Origin of the sequence: Burkholderia sp. BCC0097, from assembly GCF_902832985.1 — a bacterium.
In the GTDB taxonomy this organism is placed as follows: domain Bacteria; phylum Pseudomonadota; class Gammaproteobacteria; order Burkholderiales; family Burkholderiaceae; genus Burkholderia; species Burkholderia orbicola.
Genome location: NZ_CADFDM010000016.1, coordinates 1 through 19,316 on the forward strand (window position 1 = coordinate 1; position 19,316 = coordinate 19,316).

Sequence of the window (19,316 nt, forward strand, 5' to 3'; positions counted from 1 at the left end):
GCATTCGTTCGCGCAGGCGCACATCGCGGCGGCCGCCGCGCGCTGCAGCGGCGCGCCGTTGCGCTGCGTCGCGCCCCAGCCGCCATAGCCGCCGAACTCGCGCACCGGTGACCAGTCCGGCATGGCCGGCGGAATCGGCGCGTCGTGCGACGCGAACGGCCCCGCGCCCCACACGATCTTCCCGTCGACCACCGTCAGCAACGCGGTCGTGCCGGCGATATCGTCCTCCGCGCACGCGAAGAAATCGCGATCCGGGACCACCAGATCGGCAAGCTGCCCGACCGCGATGCGTCCTTTCTTGCCCTCTTCGTTCGAGAACCACGTCACGTACTCGGTCCACATCCGCAGCGCGGTTTCGCGATCGAGCAGGTTGCGCTGCGGATACAGGCGCATGCCGCCGACCGTCTTGCCGGCCACGAGCCATGCAAGCGACACCCACGGGTTGTACGACGCGACGCGCGTCGCGTCGGTGCCGGCCGACACCTTGAGCCCCTTCGCGAGCATCTTCGCGACCGGCGGCGTCGCCTCGGCGGCCTGCGCGCCGTAACGCTCGACGAAGTATTCGCCCTGGTACGCCATCCGGTGCTGCACCGCGATGCCGCCGCCGAGCGCGGCGATCCGGTCCATCGATTGTTCGGTGATCGTTTCCGCGTGATCGAAGAACCAGTTCAGCCCGGCGAGCGGGATGTCTTCGTTGACCTTCTCGAACACGTCCAGCGCGCGGCTGATCGTTTCGTCATAGGTCGCATGCATGCGCCACGGCCAGCGGTTTTCCGCGAGCACGCGCACGACGCCTTCGAGGTCGTCCTCCATCTGCGCGGGCAGATCCGGCCGCGCGACGCGGAAGTCTTCGAAATCGGCCGCGGAAAACGCCAGCATCTCGCCCGCGCCGTTGTTGCGGAAGTAGTCGGTGCCGTCGTGGTACTTGACGCTCTTCGTCCAGTTCACGAAGTCTTCCTTCTCCGCGTTCGGCTTCTGCGTGAACAGGTTGTACGCGATCCGGATCGTCATCTCGCCCGCGTCGTGCAGCTTGCGGATCACTTCGTAATCGTCGGGATAATTCTGCGAACCGCCGCCCGCGTCGATCACGCCCGTCACGCCGAGGCGGTTCAGTTCGCGCATGAAATGGCGCGTCGAGTTGTACTGATACTCGAACGGCAGCTTCGGGCCTTTCGCGAGCGTCGCGTAAAGGATCGTCGCGTTCGGGTTCGCGAGCAGCAGGCCGGTCGGGTTGCCCGCGGCATCGCGCAGGATCGTGCCGCCCGGCGGCTCCGGCGTGTCCTTCGTGTAACCGACGACACGCAGCGCCGCCGCGTTCAGCAACGCGCGATCGTACAAATGCAGGATGAACACGGGCGTATCGGGCGCGACTGCATTGAGTTCGTCGATCGTCGGCAGCCGTTTCTCCACGAACTGATGTTCGGTGAAGCCGCCGACCACGCGCACCCACTGCGGCGCCGGCGTCACGGCGACCTGCTGCTTGAGCATCTCCATCGCGACCGCAAGCGACGGCACGCCGTCCCAGCGCAGTTCCATGTTGTAGTTCAGTCCGCCACGAATCACGTGGCAGTGGTTGTCGATCAAACCCGGCAGCACGCCGCGGCCGCCGAGATCGACCACCTTCGTCGCGCGGCCCGCGAGCGGCATCACGTCCGCTTCGCCGCCGACGGCGACGAAGCGTCCGGCGGCAATCGCGACCGCCGTCGCGACGGGGTTCGCGCGATCGAGCGTCGTGAATCGTCCGTTATGCAGGATCAGATCCGGTTGGGTCACGGTTGCGGTCATATGCATCACCTCTTGTTGATCAGAAGCCAAAGAGTTGTTTCAAGGGGGGTAAGGCTTGCACGCCGATCAGCATGCCGAGCAACCCGACCAGCGCAATCAGCGGCGGTGCGGGAGAGCGAACCTTGATGGCGCTGTAAATCACACCGATCAGCACACCCGCGCCAAGGGAAACCAGATAAGGTTCCATGCAATAAATCTCCCGGACAATTTCAAATGCAGGCGCGGTGTTCCGACCTGCGTGCCGCGGGCGGCATGCGCGTTTCGCTCACGTCCGCCGCCCGCGGCAATGGCGCCCATGCGGCGCGTTCACATCGAACCCGCCGCACCGGCATCGGCGGTTGCCGGTCGTCCGCGCTTACTTCGCCGGAACGGGCGCAATCGACTCGTGCGGCGTCGCGGTGCGCTGCGGCGCCTTGTGGAGCATCGTGTACGCGTAGTCCACGCCCATCCCGTAGGCGCCCGAATGCTCCTTCGCGATCGCCATCACCGCGTCGTACGTCTCGCGGCGCGCCCAGTCGCGCTGCCATTCGAGCAGGACCTGCTGCCACGTGACCGGCACCACGCCGGCCTGCACCATCCGCTGCATCGCGATATCGTGCGCAGCCTGCGTCGTGCCGCCCGACGCGTCGGCGACCATGTAGATCTCGTAGTCGCCTTCGAGCATCGCGCAGAGCGCGAACGTCGTATTGCAGACTTCGGTCCACAGGCCCGACACGACCACCTTCTTGCGGCCGTTCGCGGCGAGCGCGTCGCGCACCTTCTGGTCGTCCCACGAGTTCATCGACGTGCGTTCGAGCGTCTTCTGGTTCGGGAACACGTCGAGCAGCTCGGGATAGGTATGGCCCGAGAAGCTCTCGCTTTCGACCGTCGTGATCGTGGTTGGGATGTTGAAGACCTTCGCGGCCTTCGCGAGCCCGACGACGTTGTTCTTCAGCGTCTGGCGATCGATCGACTGCACGCCGAACGCCATCTGCGGCTGCTGGTCGATGAAGATCAGCTGGCTGTTGTGTGGAGTAAGTACTTCAAGCTTCGGATTGCTCATGGTGATGATGTCCTTTGACGCGGAGAAAAATGAGGCTTGCCTGGCCGACACATCCGCGAGGCATCCAATGCGCTATACGGGAAGCGTCGGCAGTCGGCCTGCATCATTCAATACGCGAATTTTCGACCGCACCAGTTAATTGTTCTGATTCTCGCCACGCTCCTAATTCAAACTGAAAAGATCTGAATTTCATTGAATCGGCTAACGACGAACGCGCAGACCTGATAGGCTGGCCCAAGATTTTCGGATCGACGCCAGCCCGGTATTTATCCGTATTTTTAACGGCCGTCATTCCATTCAGAACCTATGAAACCGTACATTGCTTCACTTCTCGCCGGCATCCTCGCCGGCGTCGTCTACGCGCTGATCGGCGTGCAATCGCCGGCGCCGCCGACTATCGCCCTGGTCGGCCTGCTCGGCATTCTGGCCGGCGAGCAGATTCTTCCCGTGGTGCGGCGGATGTTCGACGGCATCCGGCTGGGAACCGCATGGCGCGACGCGAAGTGCAGCCAGCACATGTTCGGCGCGCTGCCCGGCGCACACGCCGACGCTTCCGCGAAACACCGCGAATCGACGCCGACGTGACAGGCGGACGTCGAGCGAACGCGGCGGAGGCCCGACCGTCGGCACGCATGCGTGCGTGCCTCGGTACGTCGGACGACGAACCGTTGTGAACAGTATTGGATTCAGCGTCGCTCGACTGCGCGACACCGTCTGATGTCCTTGTCGTAGCGAAACTCGTCATGAAACTGTCTTTCGAAGCACTCGAGGCACTGGACGCGATCGACCGCACCGGTACGTTTGCCGACGCGGCGGAGTTGGTGCACCGCGTGCCGTCCGCACTGACCTATCTCATCCAAAAGCTCGAGAGCGATCTCGACGTCGCGTTGTTCGATCGCAGCGGGCGTCGTGCGAAGCTCACGCGCGCGGGCCGCGTCGTCGTCGAGGAAGGCCGTCGTCTGCTTCATGCCGCCGAACAGCTTGAACGGAAGGCGCAGCGCGCGGAGCAAGGTTGGGAAACCGAGGTCCGCGTCTGCATCGCCGAGATACTGCCCTTCGACATGATGTGGCCATACGTCCACGCGTTCTACGATCTGGAAATGGACACGCGGCTGCGCCTCTCCACCGAAGTGCTCGGCGGCACCTGGGATGCGCTGATTTCGCGGCGAGCCGATCTGATCGTCGGCGCGGCGGGCGAGCCGCCGGAACTGCCGGACATCGTGGCGCAGCCCATTGGCACGCTCCGGCACGTATTCGCGGTCGCCCCGACCCATCCGCTGGCTGCACTGCCCGAACCGCTGTCGATGGCGTCGATCGTCGAGTATCGCGGCGCGGTGATCTCCGACACGTCCCGCGAACTTCAGCCGCAGTCGGTCGCGGTTGATGCTGGCCAACCGTATCTCGCGGTGCCGACGCTCGCGGCGAAACTGGCCGCGCAATGCGAAGGACTCGCGGTGGGTACGCTCCCGGACTGCATCGCGGCGCCCGCGATCGCACAAGGCAGGCTTGTCGCGCGGGAAGTCACCGGCATGCGCGACACGACCCATTGCTATATCGCGTGGCGCACCGACGAAGCCGGGCACGCGCTACGCTGGTGGGTCGAACAGCTCGGTCACCCGGACCTCGTCGACCGGTTCACCGCGCTCGTGTGACGCGGCGCTTTCCGCGAACGGTCGAGCGGTCTCGCGCTTACCGACCTGCATCAAGCCGTTCTCGAAATCAGCGTTGAAGGAAATGAAGAAACGCAGCGCGGCTTCGCCGCCGCCCCGGTCGCGCACGCAGCCGACGCCGCGTGCGGAATCGGCGCTCAGCGCGACACGGAGGGTTCGCCAGTCCGGCCGGATCGCCAGGTGAGGAAACCGAGCGCCGCGAGCGGCAACGCCAGTGCCCAGAACCCGGCGTACACGTAGGCGCTCGCCCCGGCGCCCGCGCCGAGCGCGAAACCGGCGACCGGCGGCAACGTGCGTCGCAGCCGCGCGCGTGCCGCTTCCCGTTCGGCCGGCGCGGCGATCGGCACGAGCCAGTCGAATGCATCGATGACGGCCTGCGTGACGTTACCGGTCATCACGGTGTTCGCGACGACGGTGCGCGCGGTCAACCGGCCGTGCGCGTTCTGCACGCCCATTGCCGCCGCACCCAGCAGCCCGCAGAGGATCGTCGCGGGCGCATCGGCGCTGCCGATCGGCGACGCCGCGACGCCCGCAAGCATGAATCCGGCCAGCAGGATCGTCTGCAGCGCGTACAGCGAGCGCGCCCGCGCGCCATGCCCGCGCACGCGCATCCGGTGATCGAGCACGCGGGCGGCGACGATGCCCGCGATGAATGCCGGAAACGCGAGCCATTTGATCATGAGGCCCTGGCCGACCCCGGCGAGGCCCGAGCCGATCAGGATGAAGTTGCCGGTGACGTGCGCGGTAAAGAGCCCGAACAACGCGACGAAGCCGAGCGTGTCGACGTAGCCGGCGATCGATGCGAGAAACACGTCCTCGCCGCGCAGGTGATCGGGGGCCGCCGCGCCCGCCGCCGTTACTTGCGCGGGCTGCATGTCGTGGCTTCCGCGGTTGTGTCGACGGTGTCCGCATCGCGGGCCTGCGCGGCGAGCGCACGCAACGGCGCCGGCACGAGCGGAATCGCATGCTCGCGGACGACGATGCCGAACGGGCGCGCCAGCGCGACCAGCGGCGGCGCGGGCGACTGCACGCGCACGAGGGGGTGCAGGAGGCCGACCGAGATGCGGGCTCCAGGGGAAATCAGGTCAGGCATGGTCCATTCCGGTTGTGCCGTCGGCCGGGCCGGCCGAAGGGCTTCGGCCTCGTGCGGCGGCTCGGTAACAAGACTAGGGAAGGCGGCCCTGAAAGTCACGGCGACGAACTGAATCGTTCTGAACGCGCGGTGCGGCGCGGTGACGCATACGCGCGACGACCGCCGACGAGCCGGCCGCCACGCCGCGCCCCCGCCTCACACCGGAGTTCAGAACGATTCAGCCACGATGTTCGTCACGTGGCCTATGCTCGGACAGCATCGGACGCGAGCCATATCGCGCACCGTCCGCATCGAACCGGGATTCCCACCATGACGACCGACACGCTCGCACTCACCCATCACACCGTTACGGCGAACGGCATCCGCCAGCACGTCATCGATGCCGGCGCGGGGCCCGTCGTCGTGCTGCTGCACGGCTTCCCCGAAACCAGCTTCGCATGGCGCTTCCAGATTCCGGTGCTCGCGCGGCACTATCGCGTGATCGTGCCCGACCTGCGCGGCTACGGCGAAACCGACAAGCCCGCGGCCGGCTACGACAAGCGCAACATGGCGCGCGATCTCGCCGCGCTGCTCGATGCGCTCGGCATCGAGCGCATCGCGCTCGTCGGCCACGATCGCGGCGCACGCGTCGCGACGCGTTTCGCGAAGGACTTCCCCGAACGCGTCGAGCGGCTCGTCGTGATGGACAACGTGCCGACGCGCATCGTCGCGCAGAACATGACCGCGCAAACGGCGCGCGCGTACTGGTTCTTCCTGTTCCACCAGGTGCCCGACCTACCGGAGGCGCTGATCGCCGGCAAGGAAGCCGAATGGCTCAGCTACTTTTTCGCCGACTGGTGCTACAACCCGCACGCGATCTCGGGCGATGCGTTCGACACGTACGTGCGCGCGTATCGGCGCCCGGGGGCCGTGCGCGGCGCGCTGGCCGACTATCGCGCGAACGCGGAAGACGTGCGGCAGGATCTCGTCGATGCGGACGTCAGGATCGCGTGCCCGACCATGGCGATCTGGGGCGAGGATTTCTACGCGGTCGGCAAGATGTTCGACATGAAGGCCGTATGGGAAGGCATGGCGACCCACCTGCGTGCCGAGCCGATCGCGCAGTGCGGGCATCTGCCGCACGAGGAGCAGCCCGAGCGCGTGAACGCGCTGCTGCTCGATTTCCTGAGCGGCTGGGCCGGCTGACGCCACGCCCGCCGCACGCGGCATCATCGGGGGACCTCGAATGGAACACGGATCGGGCCGCAAGGCCGTCATCGCCGGCGGATCGGTCGGCGGGCTGTTCGCGGCGACCGCGCTGCGCGCGGCCGGCTGGGACGTCCGCGTATTCGAGCAATCGCCGCACGCACTCGACAGCCGCGGCGGCGGCATCGTGCTGCAACCGCCGATCGAGCGCGCGTTCGCGTTCGGCGGCGTCGCGCTGCCGCGCGAGGCAGGCGTCGATTCGATCGACCGGATCTACGTCGATGCGCACGACCGGATCGTGCAGCGCTTCGCGATGCCGCAGACGCAGACGGGCTGGAACGTGATCTACACGGCGCTCAAGCGTGCGCTGCCCGCCGGCGTCATCCACGCGGGCGACGCGTTCGAGCGGTTCGAACCGGACGGCGAGCGGATCGTCGCGCATTTCGCGAGCGGCCGCACCGAGACGGTCGACCTGCTGATCGGCGCGGACGGCGGCCGCTCGACCGTGCGCGCGCAATTGCTGCCGGACGTGCGGCCGACGTATGCGGGCTATGTCGCGTGGCGCGGGCTCGTCGACGAACACGCACTGCCCGAGCAGGTGCTCGTTCTGCTGCGCGATCGATTCACGTTCCAGCAAGGCGACCGGCACCTGTTCCTGACCTATCTGGTGCCCGGCGCCGACGGCACGATCGAACCGGGCAAACGACGCGTGAACTGGGTGTGGTACCGGCGTCTCGCGTCCGACCGGATGCCGTCGCTGTTCGTTGCGCGCGACGGCACGCAGCGCGACGGGTCGCTGCCGCCCGGCGCGATGCGCGACGACCACCGCGCGGAACTCGTCGACGCCGCCGACCGGATGCTCGCGCCGACGCTCGCCGCGCTCGTCGATGCAACCGCCGCGCCGTTCGCGCAGGCGATCCTCGATCTCGCGGTCGGGCGGATGGCTGTCGGGCGCGCGGTGCTGCTCGGCGATGCCGCATGCATGGTGCGCCCGCACGCGGCGGCGGGCGTCGCGAAAGCGGCGGACGACGCGGTCGGCCTCGCCGAAGCCGTGCGCGACGTCGCACGCGGCGCCGCGTTCGATGCCGCGCTGGCGGGCTGGGACGCCCGTCAGCGCGCCGCCAGCGCAGCGATCGCCGCGCGCGGCATCGCGCTCGGCGCGCGGCTGATGGGCGCGGCGTGAGCGTGCGCCGGCCGGGTGTCGACTGTATGGCGGTGCGGATCGAACCGTGGATTCAGCCCGTGCAGCACGCTGGCGCGCCCGCCGTCGTCATCGGGCAGTTGCGGCTGCCCGCGCGCGAAGGCCGGGGCCGGGGCCGCGGCCGCCGCGAGCCACGCGGCGATCGCCAGCCCGGCCATGCGTGCCGATACCGTACCCCGCTTCATTGCGCGCTCGCCGTCGACACGGCGGCCGACGTCGCGGCCATTGCCGTGGGCCGGTCGCCATGCGCGATCGCATACAGCTCGCGATTGCGCGCGATCGTCTGCGTGCTCGGCGGATAGTCCCAGTTCGACGTCGGCAGCGTGCCGTCGCGCTCCGCCTGAATCAGGTCGGCACGCACGTCGGCGCGCGTGACCGTATGGTCGGCGGTTTGCGCGAATGCGACGATCGGTGCGCTCAGCGCACAGGAAAGCAATGCCGCACGAATCAGCGTGTTCATGATGTTCACCTCTCGAAGATAGCGTGTTAGCGTCCGCAGATCAGGCCGGACATCCGCTCCGCATCGATGCGATGAGGAGTGGTGTCCATTCTGCGATTCGCGCGCTGTCCGGAAGGTGAAGCTTCGATTACGGTCCTGTCATCTATCGCGGCCGGGCCGCACGGCGGCGTCGGTCAGCGCGTCACGGTTTCGGTGTTTCGCACACTGCCCAGAAACCGCGTCAACTCCACCGTCTGCGGCCGCTCGAAGATCTCGTCGGCCGTCCCGCTCTCCCACACGCGCCCCTGGTGCATGAACACGATCCGGTCGCTCACCGCCCGCGCGAAGTTCATCTCGTGCGTGACCATGATCAGCGTCATGTCCTCTCGCGCGAGTTGCTCGACCACACCCAGCACCTCGCCGACGAGCTCCGGATCGAGCGCGGACGTGATTTCGTCGCACAACAGCACGCTCGGCTTCATCGCGAGCGCCCGCGCGATCGCCACGCGCTGCTGCTGGCCGCCCGACAGCTGTTCCGGAAACGCGTCGAACTTGTCGCCCAAGCCGACGCGCTCGAGCATCAGTTCCGCGATCGCACGCGCCTGCTGGCGGTGCGCCTTCTTCACCACCGACTGCGCGAGCATCACGTTCTGGCCGGCGCTCAGGTGCGGAAACAGGTTGTATTGCTGGAACACCATGCCGACCTTCAGCCGCAGCGCACGCAAGTCCGCGTGCCGCGCATCGACGCGTTCGCCGTCGACCGAAATCGTGCCCGCGTCGATGCTCTCGAGCCCGTTGAGCGTGCGCAGCAGCGTGCTCTTGCCCGAGCCGCTGCGGCCGATGATCGAGACGACCTGCCCGCGCTCGACGGAGAAATCGATGCCCTTGAGCACATGATGGGTGCCGAAGTTCTTTTCGAGACCCCGGGTTTCAACGAGCGGCATGCCATCTCCTTTGCAACGTGCGCGCATAACGGGTAAGCGGATAACAGAGCGCGAAATAGATCAGCGCGACGAGGCCATACACGACGAACGGCCGGAACGTCGCGTTCGAGATCGCGATGCCGACTTTCGTCAGCTCGGTGAAGCCGATGATCGACACCAGCGCCGTGTCCTTCACGGCCTGCACGCCGAAACCGACCGTGGGCGCGATCGCGATGCGCGCGGCCTGCGGCAGGATCACGTGACGCAACTGCTCGACGTAGCTCATCGCCAGGCTGGCCGACGCCTCCCACTGCCCTTTCGGCACGGCCTCGACACAGCCGCGCCAGATCTCGGCCAGATACGCGCTGGTGAAGAACGTGAGCCCCGCCGTGGCAGCGACCCACGGCGGCACGTCGAGCCCGACGAGCGGCAGGCCGAAGAACACGATGAACAGCTGCATCAGCAACGGGGTGCCCTGGAACACTTCGATATAGAGCTTCGCGATGCCGCGCAGCACCGTCGAGCCCGACACGCGCATCACGAGCAACCCGAGGCCGACGAGGCCGCCCGTCACGAACGACACGATCGACAGCACGATCGTCCAGCGCGCGGCCAGCAGCAGGTTCGCGAGAATCTGCCCCAACGTGAAATCGGTCATCGCGCACCTCGCACGCGGCGGGTGAACAGGCGGCGGCCCATCGCGCCGAGCGTGGCGCGCAGCAGCAGCGCCATCGCCAGATACGCGAGCGTGATCACGAAGTACGTCTCGAACGCGCGGAAGTTGCGCGACTGAATGTAGCTGGCCGCGTAGGTCAGGTCGGCCACCGAGATCTGCGACACGACGGCCGAGCCGAGCATCGTGATCACGATCTGGCTCGACAGCGCGGGAAACACCTTGGCGAGCGCCTGCGGCAACACGACGTGGCGCAGCATCTGCGCGCGCGACATCGCCAGCGCGGACGCGGCCTCCAGATGCCCTTTCGGCACGGCGGCCACGCCCGCGCGCACGATCTCGACCGAATACGCGCCGAGATTGAGCGTCATCGCAAGAATCGCAGCCGTGTATTCGTCGATATGCACGCCAAGCGCCGGCAAGCCGAAGAAGATGAAGAACAGCTGGACGACGAACGGCGTATTGCGAATCGCCTCGACGTACGCGCCGATCAGCGGGCGCAAGCGCACGGCCGCGCGCGCGTCGGCGCTGTACGCGGCCGCGCCGAGCACGCCGACCGCCACGCCGAGCACGGTCGCGACCGCGGTCAGCGCAAGCGTGATCGCCGCGCCGCTCGCGAACACGCCGACGTACTCGGACAGTTCGCCGAATTGAAGCTGGTAGCTCATGGGAAGGGAATAAATTCGGGTTCGGACAACGACACGCGCCACGCCGGGTACCCCGGCCGCGGCGACGTATCAGGCGACACGGCGATGCGTCACAGTCCGGCCGGCAACGGCTGGCCGAGCCACTTGCGCGACATCTCGCCCAGCGAGCCGTCCTGCTTCGCATGCGCGATCGCATCGTCGATCTTCGCAAGCAGGCGCGGTTCGTTCTTGTTGACGCCGACGAAGCACGGCGAATTCTTGATCACGAACTTCACCTCGGGGCGGCGCGGCGGATTCTTCGCGAGAATCGCCGCCGCGACGATGTTGCCGGCGGCGATCAGTTGGACCTGCCCCGACAGGAACGCCTGGATCGTCGCGTTGTTGTCCTCGAAGCGCTTGATCGTCGCGTTCGGCGCAAGCTGCGACAGCGCGATCTCCTCGAGCGCGCCGCGCGTCGCGCCGACCGTCTTGCCGGTGAGATCGGCGGGCCCGCTCACCTTCACGTCGGACGGCCCGAACACGCCCTGGAAATACGGTGCGTACGCGCTCGAGAAGTCGATGACCTTCTCGCGTTCCGGGGTCTTGCCGAGCGACGAGATCACCATGTCGACCTTGTTGGTCGTCAGGTATGGAATCCGGTTCGCGCTGTTCACGGGCACCAGCTTCAGCTTGACGCCGAGCGCCTTGGCAAGGAGTCCTGCCATGTCGATGTCGTAGCCCTGCGGCTGCATGTCCGTGCCGACCGAGCCGAACGGCGGATAGTCCTCGGGCACCGCGACGCGCAGCGTACCGTTTTTCGCGATGGTGTCGAGCGCATCGGCATGGGCCGGCGCGGCGGCGAACAGCGCGATCACGGGGGCGGCGAGCAGCGCAGCCAGCCAGGTGCGTCGGGGGAACGGTCGGGTCGTCGGGCTCACGGTGAATCTTCCTTGTCTGGTATGTCGTCGGGCAGCGCGCAACGATTGCGCGGCCGACACCACTCCAGCAAAAACCGGGCCATTGCCGTGAAACGCTTGCCGCACGGGCAGGAGAGGGAAATGTCGGCGAACCTTTCGGCAAACCGAATTCCTCATTTCGGTGCATGAACCGGCGCCGTCGGTAACGGTTGCCCCCGCAGTGCGCGCCGGCGCACCAAATTACCTAACCGGTTCACCCGCCGCCGCGGCGTTATGCGCGGATTCGAACACGCCCAGTCCAAATTTGCATTCCGTTTGTGGCGGGAATTACGGCTGCATACGTTCGCGACGTACCGAGCCTTTCGTCACGTCCGACGAATCGCGATCAGGACGAGCGCGCCCGATTCCGCGCGCGAGTCCTCCGGTACCGGTGGTCCCGATCGTCCCGCGATCGGGATGAATTCAATCCCATCCGTGCGCGAGGATACCGTCATGGCATCGATTCCCGACCCGTCGACAACCGGCGAAACCGACAAACGCAGCTGGCTCGAATCGCACGAAGCCGGCTATCACAAGACCCTCGGCAATCGACAGGTGCAGATGATAGCGATCGGCGGGGCGATCGGCACCGGGCTGTTTCTCGGGGCCGGCGCCCGGCTGCAGGCCGCCGGCCCGGCGCTCGCGATCGTCTATCTGGTCTGCGGCGCGTTTTCGTTCCTGATCCTGCGCGCGCTCGGCGAGCTGGTGATGCATCGCCCCAGCAGCGGCAGCTTCGTGTCGTACGCGCGCGAATTCCTCGGCGAAAAAGCCTCGTTCGTCGCCGGCTGGATGTACTTCCTGAACTGGGCGATGACCGGCATCGTCGACATCACCGCCGTCGCGCTCTACATGCATTACTGGGCGCCGTTCGCGGCCGTGCCGCAGTGGATCTTCGCGCTCGTCGCGCTGTGCATCGTCGCGACGATGAACCTGATCGGCGTGAAGTGGTTCGCCGAGATGGAGTTCTGGTTCGCGCTGATCAAGGTCGCCGCGATCGTGCTGTTTCTCGTGATCGGCGCGGCGATCCTCGGCACGGGCATGCCGGTGGCCGGCCACGGCACCGGCATGCATCTGATCACCGACAACGGCGGGTTCTTCCCGCACGGGCTGATGCCGGCGCTGGTGCTGGTGCAGGGCGTGGTGTTCGCGTTCGCGGGCGTCGAACTGGTCGGCACGGCCGCCGGCGAATGCAAGGACGCGCGCAAGGTGCTGCCGCGCGCGATCAACAACGTGATCTGGCGCATCGCGATCTTCTACGTCGCATCGGTCGTGCTGCTGGTCTGCCTGCTGCCGTGGAGCGCGTACAAGGCGGGTCAGAGCCCGTTCGTCACGTTCTTCGGCGCGCTCGGCGTGCCGGGCATCGGCTCGGTGATGAACCTGGTGGTGCTCACCGCCGCGCTGTCGAGCCTCAACTCCGGCCTGTATTCGACGGGGCGCGTGTTGCGTTCGCTGTCGATGGGCGGCTCCGCCCCCGCGTTCCTCGCGCGAATGAGCGGGCAATCCGTGCCGTACGCGGGCATTCTGGTGACGGTCGCGATCTACGTGGTCGGCGTGCTGCTCAACTATCTCGTGCCGTCGAGCGTGTTCGAGATCGTGCTGAACATCGCGTCGCTCGGCATCATCAGCACCTGGGGCTTCATCGTCGTGTGCCAGATGAAGTTCCGCGCCGCGGTCAGGCGCGGCGAGGTCGAGGACGTATCGTTCAGGATGCCGGGCGCGCCCGTGACGTCGTGGCTCACGCTGCTGTTCCTGCTCGGCGTGCTGGTGCTGATGGCGTTCGACTACCCGAACGGGACGTGGACGATCGCATCGATCCCGCTGGTCGCGCTGCTGCTCGTGGCCGGCTGGAAGTGGCTGAGCCGCCGCGCGCGCCGCGCGCTGCTCAAGCCGACGATTCCGTCGATCGCGCTCACGCAGAACGTGCTCGAGAAAGGCGAGAACTGACGCGCGGCGGCATGCGGGCCGCTCGTCGAACGATCCGCCGCCGGGCTGCCGACGGCGGTCGCCGACCGCACTCAGTGATGCTCGTACAACGGCTGCGCGTCGAGCGATGCGAGCGACGACGTAACCGTCTTGGCCGCGTCTGTTGGCTGGGCAGCGGCCGATTGCGCTTGCTGCGCGACGACCTTCGCTTCCGCGGCCTGGATGTCTTCCGGGTAGTACGGGTCGGTGCCGATCGGCCGATAACCAGCCTTCTCGACGCGGACGAGATCGGCCCGCACCTCGGCGCGGGTGACCGCATGGTCGGTGGTTTGCGCAAATGCGACGATCGGTGCGCTCAGTGCGCAGGACAGCAGGACTGCACGAATCAGGTTGTTCATGATGTTCACCTCTCAAGGATGGCGTGTTCGCGTCCGCAGATCAGGCCGGACATCCGCTCCCCATCGATGCGATGAAGAGTTGGATGCATTCTGCGATTCGCGCGCTTTCCTGAAGGTGAGGCTTCGATTACGGTTTTGTTATCCGGCCGTATCCAGTCCGATCATCGAGCGGACGCCCCTGTTCGACGATGGCCCGACTCATGTCCTCGATTGACACCGGCTTCTCGGGCTTCTTCACGACGCCCTTCAGCGATGCGAGCGAGCGCGTGGCCGGGTAGATCTCATACCGGCCCGTTGCCTCGTTGAAGCTGAATTCGATCCGGTCTCCGGACTCCAGGCCCAGGCGATTGGGACGTCCACCGGAATGGTGACCCGCCCCTTTGACGTGATAGTGGCTGCTGTCATTGCGGCACCTCCAATATGCCTTACTTTCTTGTAAGGCATATAAAAAAGCAAGGGCGAGCCGCAGACCACCAAACGCCGACGCTGCCGCCGCCCGCACAGATAACGGTTTCGTAATCCTCGAGTCAGGGTCGGGTCAACGCCGCGCCGGCAGACTGCGTGCTCGTCGCATCGAATGCGCATCCGAGCCCTGCTTCGAGGAGCACCATCATGTGGATCGTCCGGCTGGCGTTACGCAGGCCCTACACGTTCGTCGTACTCGCGCTGCTGATCTTCATCGCGGGGCCGCTCGCGCTGCTGCGCACGCCCACCGACATCTTCCCGAGCATCGACATTCCGGTCGTCAGCATCGTCTGGTCGTACAACGGCTTCTCCGCGGAGGACATGGCCAAGCGGATCACGTCGAACTACGAACGCGCGCTCACATCCGACGTCGACGACATCGAGCACATCGAGTCGCAGTCGCTGAACGGCGTGTCGGTCGTGAAGATCTTCTTCCACCCGGGCGCCGACATCAATCGCGCGATCGCGGAAGCCGCGAGCAACGCCGCGTCGATCCTGCGCATCCTGCCGCCCGGCACGCTGCCGCCGAACATCATCACGTACAACGCGTCGACCGTGCCGATCCTGCAGCTCGGGCTGTCGAGCGGCACGCTCGCCGAGCAGCAGCTGTACGACCTCGGCAACAGCTTCATCCGCACGCAGTTGGCGACCGTCCAGGGCGCGGCCGTGCCGCTGCCGTTCGGCGGCAAGATCCGCCAGATCGTCGTCGATCTCGATACGCGCGCGCTGCAGGCGAAGGGGCTCGCGCCGATCGACGTCGTCAACGCGATCAACGCGCAGAACCTGATCCTGCCGGGCGGCACCGCGAAGATCGGCACGCACGAATACAACGTGCAGATGAACGGCAGCACGCAGACGGTCGCCGCGCTGAACGATCTGCCGGTGAAGACGATCGGCGGCAACGTCGTGTACGTGCGCGACGTCGCGCACGTTCGCGACGGCTACGCGCCGCAGACCAACATCGTGCGGGTGGACGGCAAGCGCGCGGCGCTGCTGACGGTCGAGAAGACCGGCAGTGCATCGACGCTGACGATCATCGACCAGGTGAAGGCGATGCTGCCGAAAATCGCGGCCGGGCTGCCGAAGGCGCTGCACATCGCGCCGCTCGACGATCAGTCCGTGTTCGTGAAGGCGGCGGTCCAGGGCGTCGTGCGCGAGGCGCTGATCGCCGCGTGCCTGACCGCGCTGATGATCCTGCTGTTTCTCGGCAGCTGGCGCGCGACGCTGATCATCGCGATCACGATCCCGCTCGCGGTGCTCACGTCGCTGCTCGCGCTGTCCGTGCTCGGCCAGACCATCAACATCATGACGCTCGGCGGGCTCGCGCTCGCGGTCGGCATTCTCGTCGACGACGCGACCGTCGCGATCGAGAACATCACGCATCATCTCGAGCTCGGCGCGCCGCTCGAGGAGGCCATCCTGACCGGCGCGGGCGAAATCGCGGTGCCGACCTTCGTGTCGACGCTGTCGATCTGCATCGTGTTCGTGCCGATGTTCCTGCTCACGGGTGTCGCGCGCTATCTGTTCGTGCCGCTCGCCGAAGCCGTGATCTTCGCGATGATCGCGTCGTACTTCTTCTCGCGCACGCTGGTGCCGACGCTCGCGATGGCGCTGATGCGCGCCAAAGGCGGCGGACGGCCGCCGCGCGGCGTATTCGCGCCCCTCGTGCATGTGGCGCGTTTCCAGGCCGCGTTCGAGCATCGTTTCGAGGCCGTGCGGCTGCGCTATCGCGCGCTGCTGTCGGCGGCGATCGCGCGGCGCCGCCGCTTCGCGGCTGCGTTCCTGCTCGCCTGCGTCGCATCGACGGGCCTCTACGCGTTCGCCGGGCAGGACTTCTTCCCGTCGGTCGATACCGGCGAGATCCGCCTGCATCTGCGCGCGCCGACCGGCACGCGAATCGAGGAAACCGCGCGGCTCACCGACGAAGTCGAAGCGAAGATCCGCAGCGTTATTCCGGCGAACCAGCTCGCCGGCGTGCTCGACAACGTCGGCGTGCCGGTGAGCGGGATCAACCTCACGTACGACTCGTCGGACCCGATCGGCACCGAGGACGCCGACGTGCTCGTCACGCTGAAACCGGATCATGCGTCGACGGCCGCGTACGTCGCCAAGCTGCGCAACGTGCTCGCGCAATCTTTCCCCGGCGTGACGTTCGCGTTCCTGCCGGCCGACATCGTCAGCCAGATCCTCAATTTCGGGCTGCCCGCGCCGATCGACATCCAGATCGTCGGCAACAAGCTCGACCAGAACCGTGCGGTCGCGAATACGCTGCTCGCGAAGCTGCGCGGCGTGCGGGGGCTCGTCGATGCGCGCATCCAGCAGCCCGGCGACGAGCCGGCGATCAACGTGAACGTCGATCGCACGAAGGCGATCCAGGCCGGCCTCGAACAGCGCGACGTCGCGCAGAACCTGCTGATCGCGCTGTCCGGCAGTTCGCAGACGACGCCGAACTTCTGGCTCGATCCGCGCAACGGCGTCAGCTATCCGGTGCTCGTGCAGACGCCGCAATACACGGTGAATTCGCTGCAGTCGCTCGCGAACGTGCCGCTGCCCGCCGGCACCGCGCGCGCGCCGCAGACGCCGGCCGGCGGCCCGGCCGCGGGTGCGCCCGCGCAGAACCTGCTCGGCGCGCTCGGCTCGTTCTCGCGCGCGACGCAGCAGGCTGTGGTGTCGCACTACAACGTGCAGCCGGTGCTCGACATCTTCGCGTCGGTGCAGGGGCGCGACCTCGGCGGCGTCACGGGCGACGTGACGAAGCTCGTCGACGCCGCGCGCGCGCAACTGCCGCCCGGCTCGTCGATCGTGCTGCGCGGCCAGGTGCAGGCGATGCACGAGTCGTTCACGGGCCTGCTCGGCGGCCTCGCGCTCGCGATCTCGCTGGTCTACCTGCTGATGGTCGTGAACTTCCAGTCGTGGCTCGATCCGCTCGTGATCGTCGGTGGGCTGCCGGCGTCGCTCGCCGGCATCGCGTGGATGCTGTTCGTCACGCGCACCACGCTGTCGGTGCCCGCGCTGACCGGCACGATGCTGTGCATCGGCATCGCGACCGCGAACAGCATTCTCGTCGTGAATTCGGCGCGCGAACTGCTCGCCGCTGGCGAGCCGCCGTGGCAAGCGGCGCTCGACGCCGGTTTCAGCCGCTTCCGGCCCGTCGTGATGACCGCGCTCGCGATGCTGATCGGCATGTTGCCGATGGCGCTCGGGCTCGGCGACGGCGGCGAGCAGAACGCGCCGCTCGGCCGCGCAGTGATCGGCGGCCTCGCGTTCGGCACGGTGTCGACGCTGCTGTTCGTGCCGGTGCTGTTCGGCTTCGTCCACGCGTGGCTCGCGCGGCGTCGCGATGCCGCGGCAGCGCGGGGTGCGCAGGACGCACCCGATACGCCTGCGCTGCGTTGAGTGCGGACGGCCGCCCTTTCTCATCCTTCGACTCGCCCGACCCGGACCCATCATGAACGACTCGATCGAACCCGTCGCCCCGCCGCCCGCCGCCGAAGCGGCCACCGTGCCCGCAGCCGCGCCGCCCGCCGCGCGCGGCGCCGCCTCCGACACGCCGCCGCCCGCCGCACGCGCCAACACCTCCGACACCCCCCCGCCCCGCCGCGGCCGCAAGCTGGCCGTGCCGCTCGCGGCCGTCGCGCTCGCCGCCGCGCTGCTCGCGCTCGGCATCGTGCCGCGGATCGATGCACGCGCCGCGCAGCGTGCGCAGGTCGCCGCGCAGCAGGCGCTGCCGGTGTCGGTCATCGTGCCCGGCGCGGCGCCGGCCGACCAGACGCTGACGTTGCCCGGCTCGGTGGCGCCGTATGCGGACGCATCGATCTATGCGCGCACGAGCGGCTATATCGCGCACTGGAGCGTCGATCTCGGCACGCACGTGAAGGCCGGCCAGACGCTCGCGCAGATCTCCGCACCCGATCTCGACGCGCAGTTGCGCCAGGCGCGCGCCGACGAAGCGAGCGCGCAGGCGAACTACGACTATGCGAAATCCACCGCGCAGCGCTGGCAGGACATGCTGAAAACACAGTCGGTGTCGCAGCAGGACACCGACACGAAGGTCGCGGACATGAACGCGAAGCGCGCGATGCTCGCGTCCGCGCAAGCGAACGTCGCGCACCTTGCCGAACTCGTGTCGTACGAGTCCGTCACCGCGCCGTTCGACGGCGTGATCACCGCGCGCAACGTCGACGTCGGCACGCTGGTCACCGCGGGCGGCACGCCGGGCAGCCCGGGCCTGTCCGGAGAACTGTTCCATCTCGAACAGACGGACACGCTGCGCGTGTTCGTCGACGTGCCGCAGGACAGCGCGACCGGCGTGTCGACCGGCACCTCCGTCTACCTGACGACGCCGCAGTATCCGGGGCGGCGGTTTGCCGCGCAGGTCGCGCGCAGCGCGGGTGCGATCGATCCCGTCACGCGCACGCTGCGTGTCGAGATCGACGTCGACAATCGCGACGGCGCGCTGATGCCCGGCGCGTATGCGCAAGCGCATCTCGTCTTGCCGAGTGCGGCGCCGGCGCTGGAGCTGCCGGTCAGCGCGCTGCTGTTCCGCCCGAATGGCGTGACGGTCGCCACCGTCGGCGCGAACGGGCAAACCGCGCTGAAGACCGTGCAGATCGGGCGGGATTTCGGCACGCGCGTGGAGATCGTCGCGGGGCTCGCGGCGACCGATCGCGTGATCGACAATCCGGGCGATGCGATCACGGCCGGGGAAGTCGTGAAGATCGTGTCGACTTCCCACGATGCGGCGTCGGTTGCGGCTTCGTCGGCTTCGTCTGCGCAGGTCGCGCGGGCCGCACAGGCCGCACAGGCCGCGCAACCAGCGTCCGCGACCGGTGTGCGCAACGTGCCGCCCCTGCGCGCGGCCGGCATCGCACCTGCCGCGTCGACACCCGCTCCGGCACCCACCCGCGGCTGACCCATCGACGACGACTCACGAGACA

At 67.5% G+C, this 19,316-nt stretch carries 18 protein-coding genes and 1 pseudogene; 7 read left to right on the forward strand and 12 right to left on the reverse strand.

From position 1 onward, the window contains the following. From HWX07_RS34965 to HWX07_RS34975, 3 genes are all read right to left on the reverse strand, one after another. Positions 1 to 1,785 (reverse strand): amidohydrolase (locus HWX07_RS34965; RefSeq protein WP_175879306.1); only part of this gene is annotated, 1,785 nt, incomplete at its 3' end. 19 nt (positions 1,786 to 1,804) lie between these two features. Further along, positions 1,805 to 1,972, reverse strand: coding sequence for a DUF1427 family protein (locus HWX07_RS34970; protein ID WP_175879307.1), 168 nt, complete (start codon positions 1,970 to 1,972; stop codon positions 1,805 to 1,807). A gap of 168 nt (positions 1,973 to 2,140) precedes the next feature. After that, the gene (locus HWX07_RS34975; RefSeq protein WP_034175518.1) at positions 2,141 to 2,827 is read right to left on the reverse strand and encodes a hydrolase; all 687 of its coding nucleotides are present in this window, start codon (positions 2,825 to 2,827) and stop codon (positions 2,141 to 2,143) included. A 306-nt stretch (positions 2,828 to 3,133) separates the two neighbouring features. Here HWX07_RS34975 and HWX07_RS34980 point away from each other — a divergent pair, with 306 nt between their 5' ends. Next, a complete protein-coding gene (locus tag HWX07_RS34980; protein WP_175879308.1) occupies positions 3,134 to 3,412 on the forward strand; it encodes a XapX domain-containing protein in 279 nt (92 codons plus the stop codon). 158 nt (positions 3,413 to 3,570) lie between these two features. Further along, a complete protein-coding gene (locus tag HWX07_RS34985) occupies positions 3,571 to 4,479 on the forward strand; it encodes a LysR family transcriptional regulator (protein WP_175879366.1) in 909 nt (302 codons plus the stop codon). A 155-nt stretch (positions 4,480 to 4,634) separates the two neighbouring features. Here HWX07_RS34985 and HWX07_RS34990 read toward each other — a convergent pair whose 3' ends face one another. Both HWX07_RS34990 and HWX07_RS34995 read right to left on the reverse strand, forming a co-directional pair. Further along, positions 4,635 to 5,372 (reverse strand): YoaK family protein, encoded by a 738-nt coding sequence (locus HWX07_RS34990; protein ID WP_175879309.1) that lies wholly within the window; start codon positions 5,370 to 5,372, stop codon positions 4,635 to 4,637. Beyond that, positions 5,354 to 5,590, reverse strand: coding sequence for a DUF1427 family protein (locus HWX07_RS34995; RefSeq protein ID WP_175879310.1), 237 nt, complete (start codon positions 5,588 to 5,590; stop codon positions 5,354 to 5,356). Before HWX07_RS34995 ends, HWX07_RS34990 begins: the two co-directional genes overlap by 19 nt. A gap of 309 nt (positions 5,591 to 5,899) precedes the next feature. Here HWX07_RS34995 and HWX07_RS35000 point away from each other — a divergent pair, with 309 nt between their 5' ends. Both HWX07_RS35000 and HWX07_RS35005 read left to right on the forward strand, forming a co-directional pair. Then, positions 5,900 to 6,775: an alpha/beta hydrolase gene (locus HWX07_RS35000; RefSeq protein WP_175879311.1), complete on the forward strand. Its 876-nt coding sequence runs from the start codon at positions 5,900 to 5,902 to the stop codon at positions 6,773 to 6,775. A 40-nt stretch (positions 6,776 to 6,815) separates the two neighbouring features. After that, complete coding sequence (locus tag HWX07_RS35005) at positions 6,816 to 7,958, forward strand: FAD binding domain-containing protein (RefSeq protein WP_175879312.1); 1,143 nt, start codon at positions 6,816 to 6,818, stop codon at positions 7,956 to 7,958. Positions 7,959 to 8,157: 199 nt separating this feature from the next. Here HWX07_RS35005 and HWX07_RS35010 read toward each other — a convergent pair whose 3' ends face one another. From HWX07_RS35010 to HWX07_RS35030, 5 genes are all read right to left on the reverse strand, one after another. After that, the gene (locus tag HWX07_RS35010; protein ID WP_175879313.1) at positions 8,158 to 8,436 is read right to left on the reverse strand and encodes a DUF4148 domain-containing protein; all 279 of its coding nucleotides are present in this window, start codon (positions 8,434 to 8,436) and stop codon (positions 8,158 to 8,160) included. A 173-nt stretch (positions 8,437 to 8,609) separates the two neighbouring features. Then, positions 8,610 to 9,359, reverse strand: coding sequence for an amino acid ABC transporter ATP-binding protein (locus tag HWX07_RS35015; protein ID WP_006493844.1), 750 nt, complete (start codon positions 9,357 to 9,359; stop codon positions 8,610 to 8,612). Further along, the gene (locus tag HWX07_RS35020) at positions 9,346 to 9,996 is read right to left on the reverse strand and encodes an amino acid ABC transporter permease (RefSeq protein WP_006481394.1); all 651 of its coding nucleotides are present in this window, start codon (positions 9,994 to 9,996) and stop codon (positions 9,346 to 9,348) included. The genes HWX07_RS35015 and HWX07_RS35020 overlap by 14 nt, the downstream gene beginning before the upstream one ends. Beyond that, the gene (locus HWX07_RS35025) at positions 9,993 to 10,679 is read right to left on the reverse strand and encodes an amino acid ABC transporter permease (protein ID WP_011545692.1); all 687 of its coding nucleotides are present in this window, start codon (positions 10,677 to 10,679) and stop codon (positions 9,993 to 9,995) included. The genes HWX07_RS35020 and HWX07_RS35025 overlap by 4 nt, the downstream gene beginning before the upstream one ends. Positions 10,680 to 10,768: 89 nt before the next feature. Continuing rightward, positions 10,769 to 11,575, reverse strand: coding sequence for a transporter substrate-binding domain-containing protein (locus HWX07_RS35030; protein ID WP_175879314.1), 807 nt, complete (start codon positions 11,573 to 11,575; stop codon positions 10,769 to 10,771). A gap of 471 nt (positions 11,576 to 12,046) precedes the next feature. Here HWX07_RS35030 and ansP point away from each other — a divergent pair, with 471 nt between their 5' ends. Further along, entirely contained in the window at positions 12,047 to 13,537 is a 1,491-nt protein-coding gene (gene ansP / locus HWX07_RS35035; protein ID WP_175879315.1) for an L-asparagine permease, read from the forward strand. A 71-nt stretch (positions 13,538 to 13,608) separates the two neighbouring features. Here ansP and HWX07_RS35040 read toward each other — a convergent pair whose 3' ends face one another. Together HWX07_RS35040 and HWX07_RS37100 are read right to left on the reverse strand one after the other, a co-directional pair. Beyond that, positions 13,609 to 13,914 (reverse strand): DUF4148 domain-containing protein, encoded by a 306-nt coding sequence (locus HWX07_RS35040; RefSeq protein WP_175879316.1) that lies wholly within the window; start codon positions 13,912 to 13,914, stop codon positions 13,609 to 13,611. 127 nt (positions 13,915 to 14,041) lie between these two features. Further along, a pseudogene (locus HWX07_RS37100) lies at positions 14,042 to 14,319 on the reverse strand (AbrB/MazE/SpoVT family DNA-binding domain-containing protein). Positions 14,320 to 14,526: 207 nt separating this feature from the next. On the opposite strand from HWX07_RS37100, the gene HWX07_RS35045 reads away from it, so the two are divergent. After that, entirely contained in the window at positions 14,527 to 17,775 is a 3,249-nt protein-coding gene (locus HWX07_RS35045; RefSeq protein WP_175879317.1) for an efflux RND transporter permease subunit, read from the forward strand. 52 nt (positions 17,776 to 17,827) lie between these two features. Then, complete coding sequence (locus HWX07_RS35050) at positions 17,828 to 19,291, forward strand: efflux RND transporter periplasmic adaptor subunit (RefSeq protein ID WP_175879318.1); 1,464 nt, start codon at positions 17,828 to 17,830, stop codon at positions 19,289 to 19,291. The last annotated feature ends 25 nt before the right edge of the window (positions 19,292 to 19,316 follow it).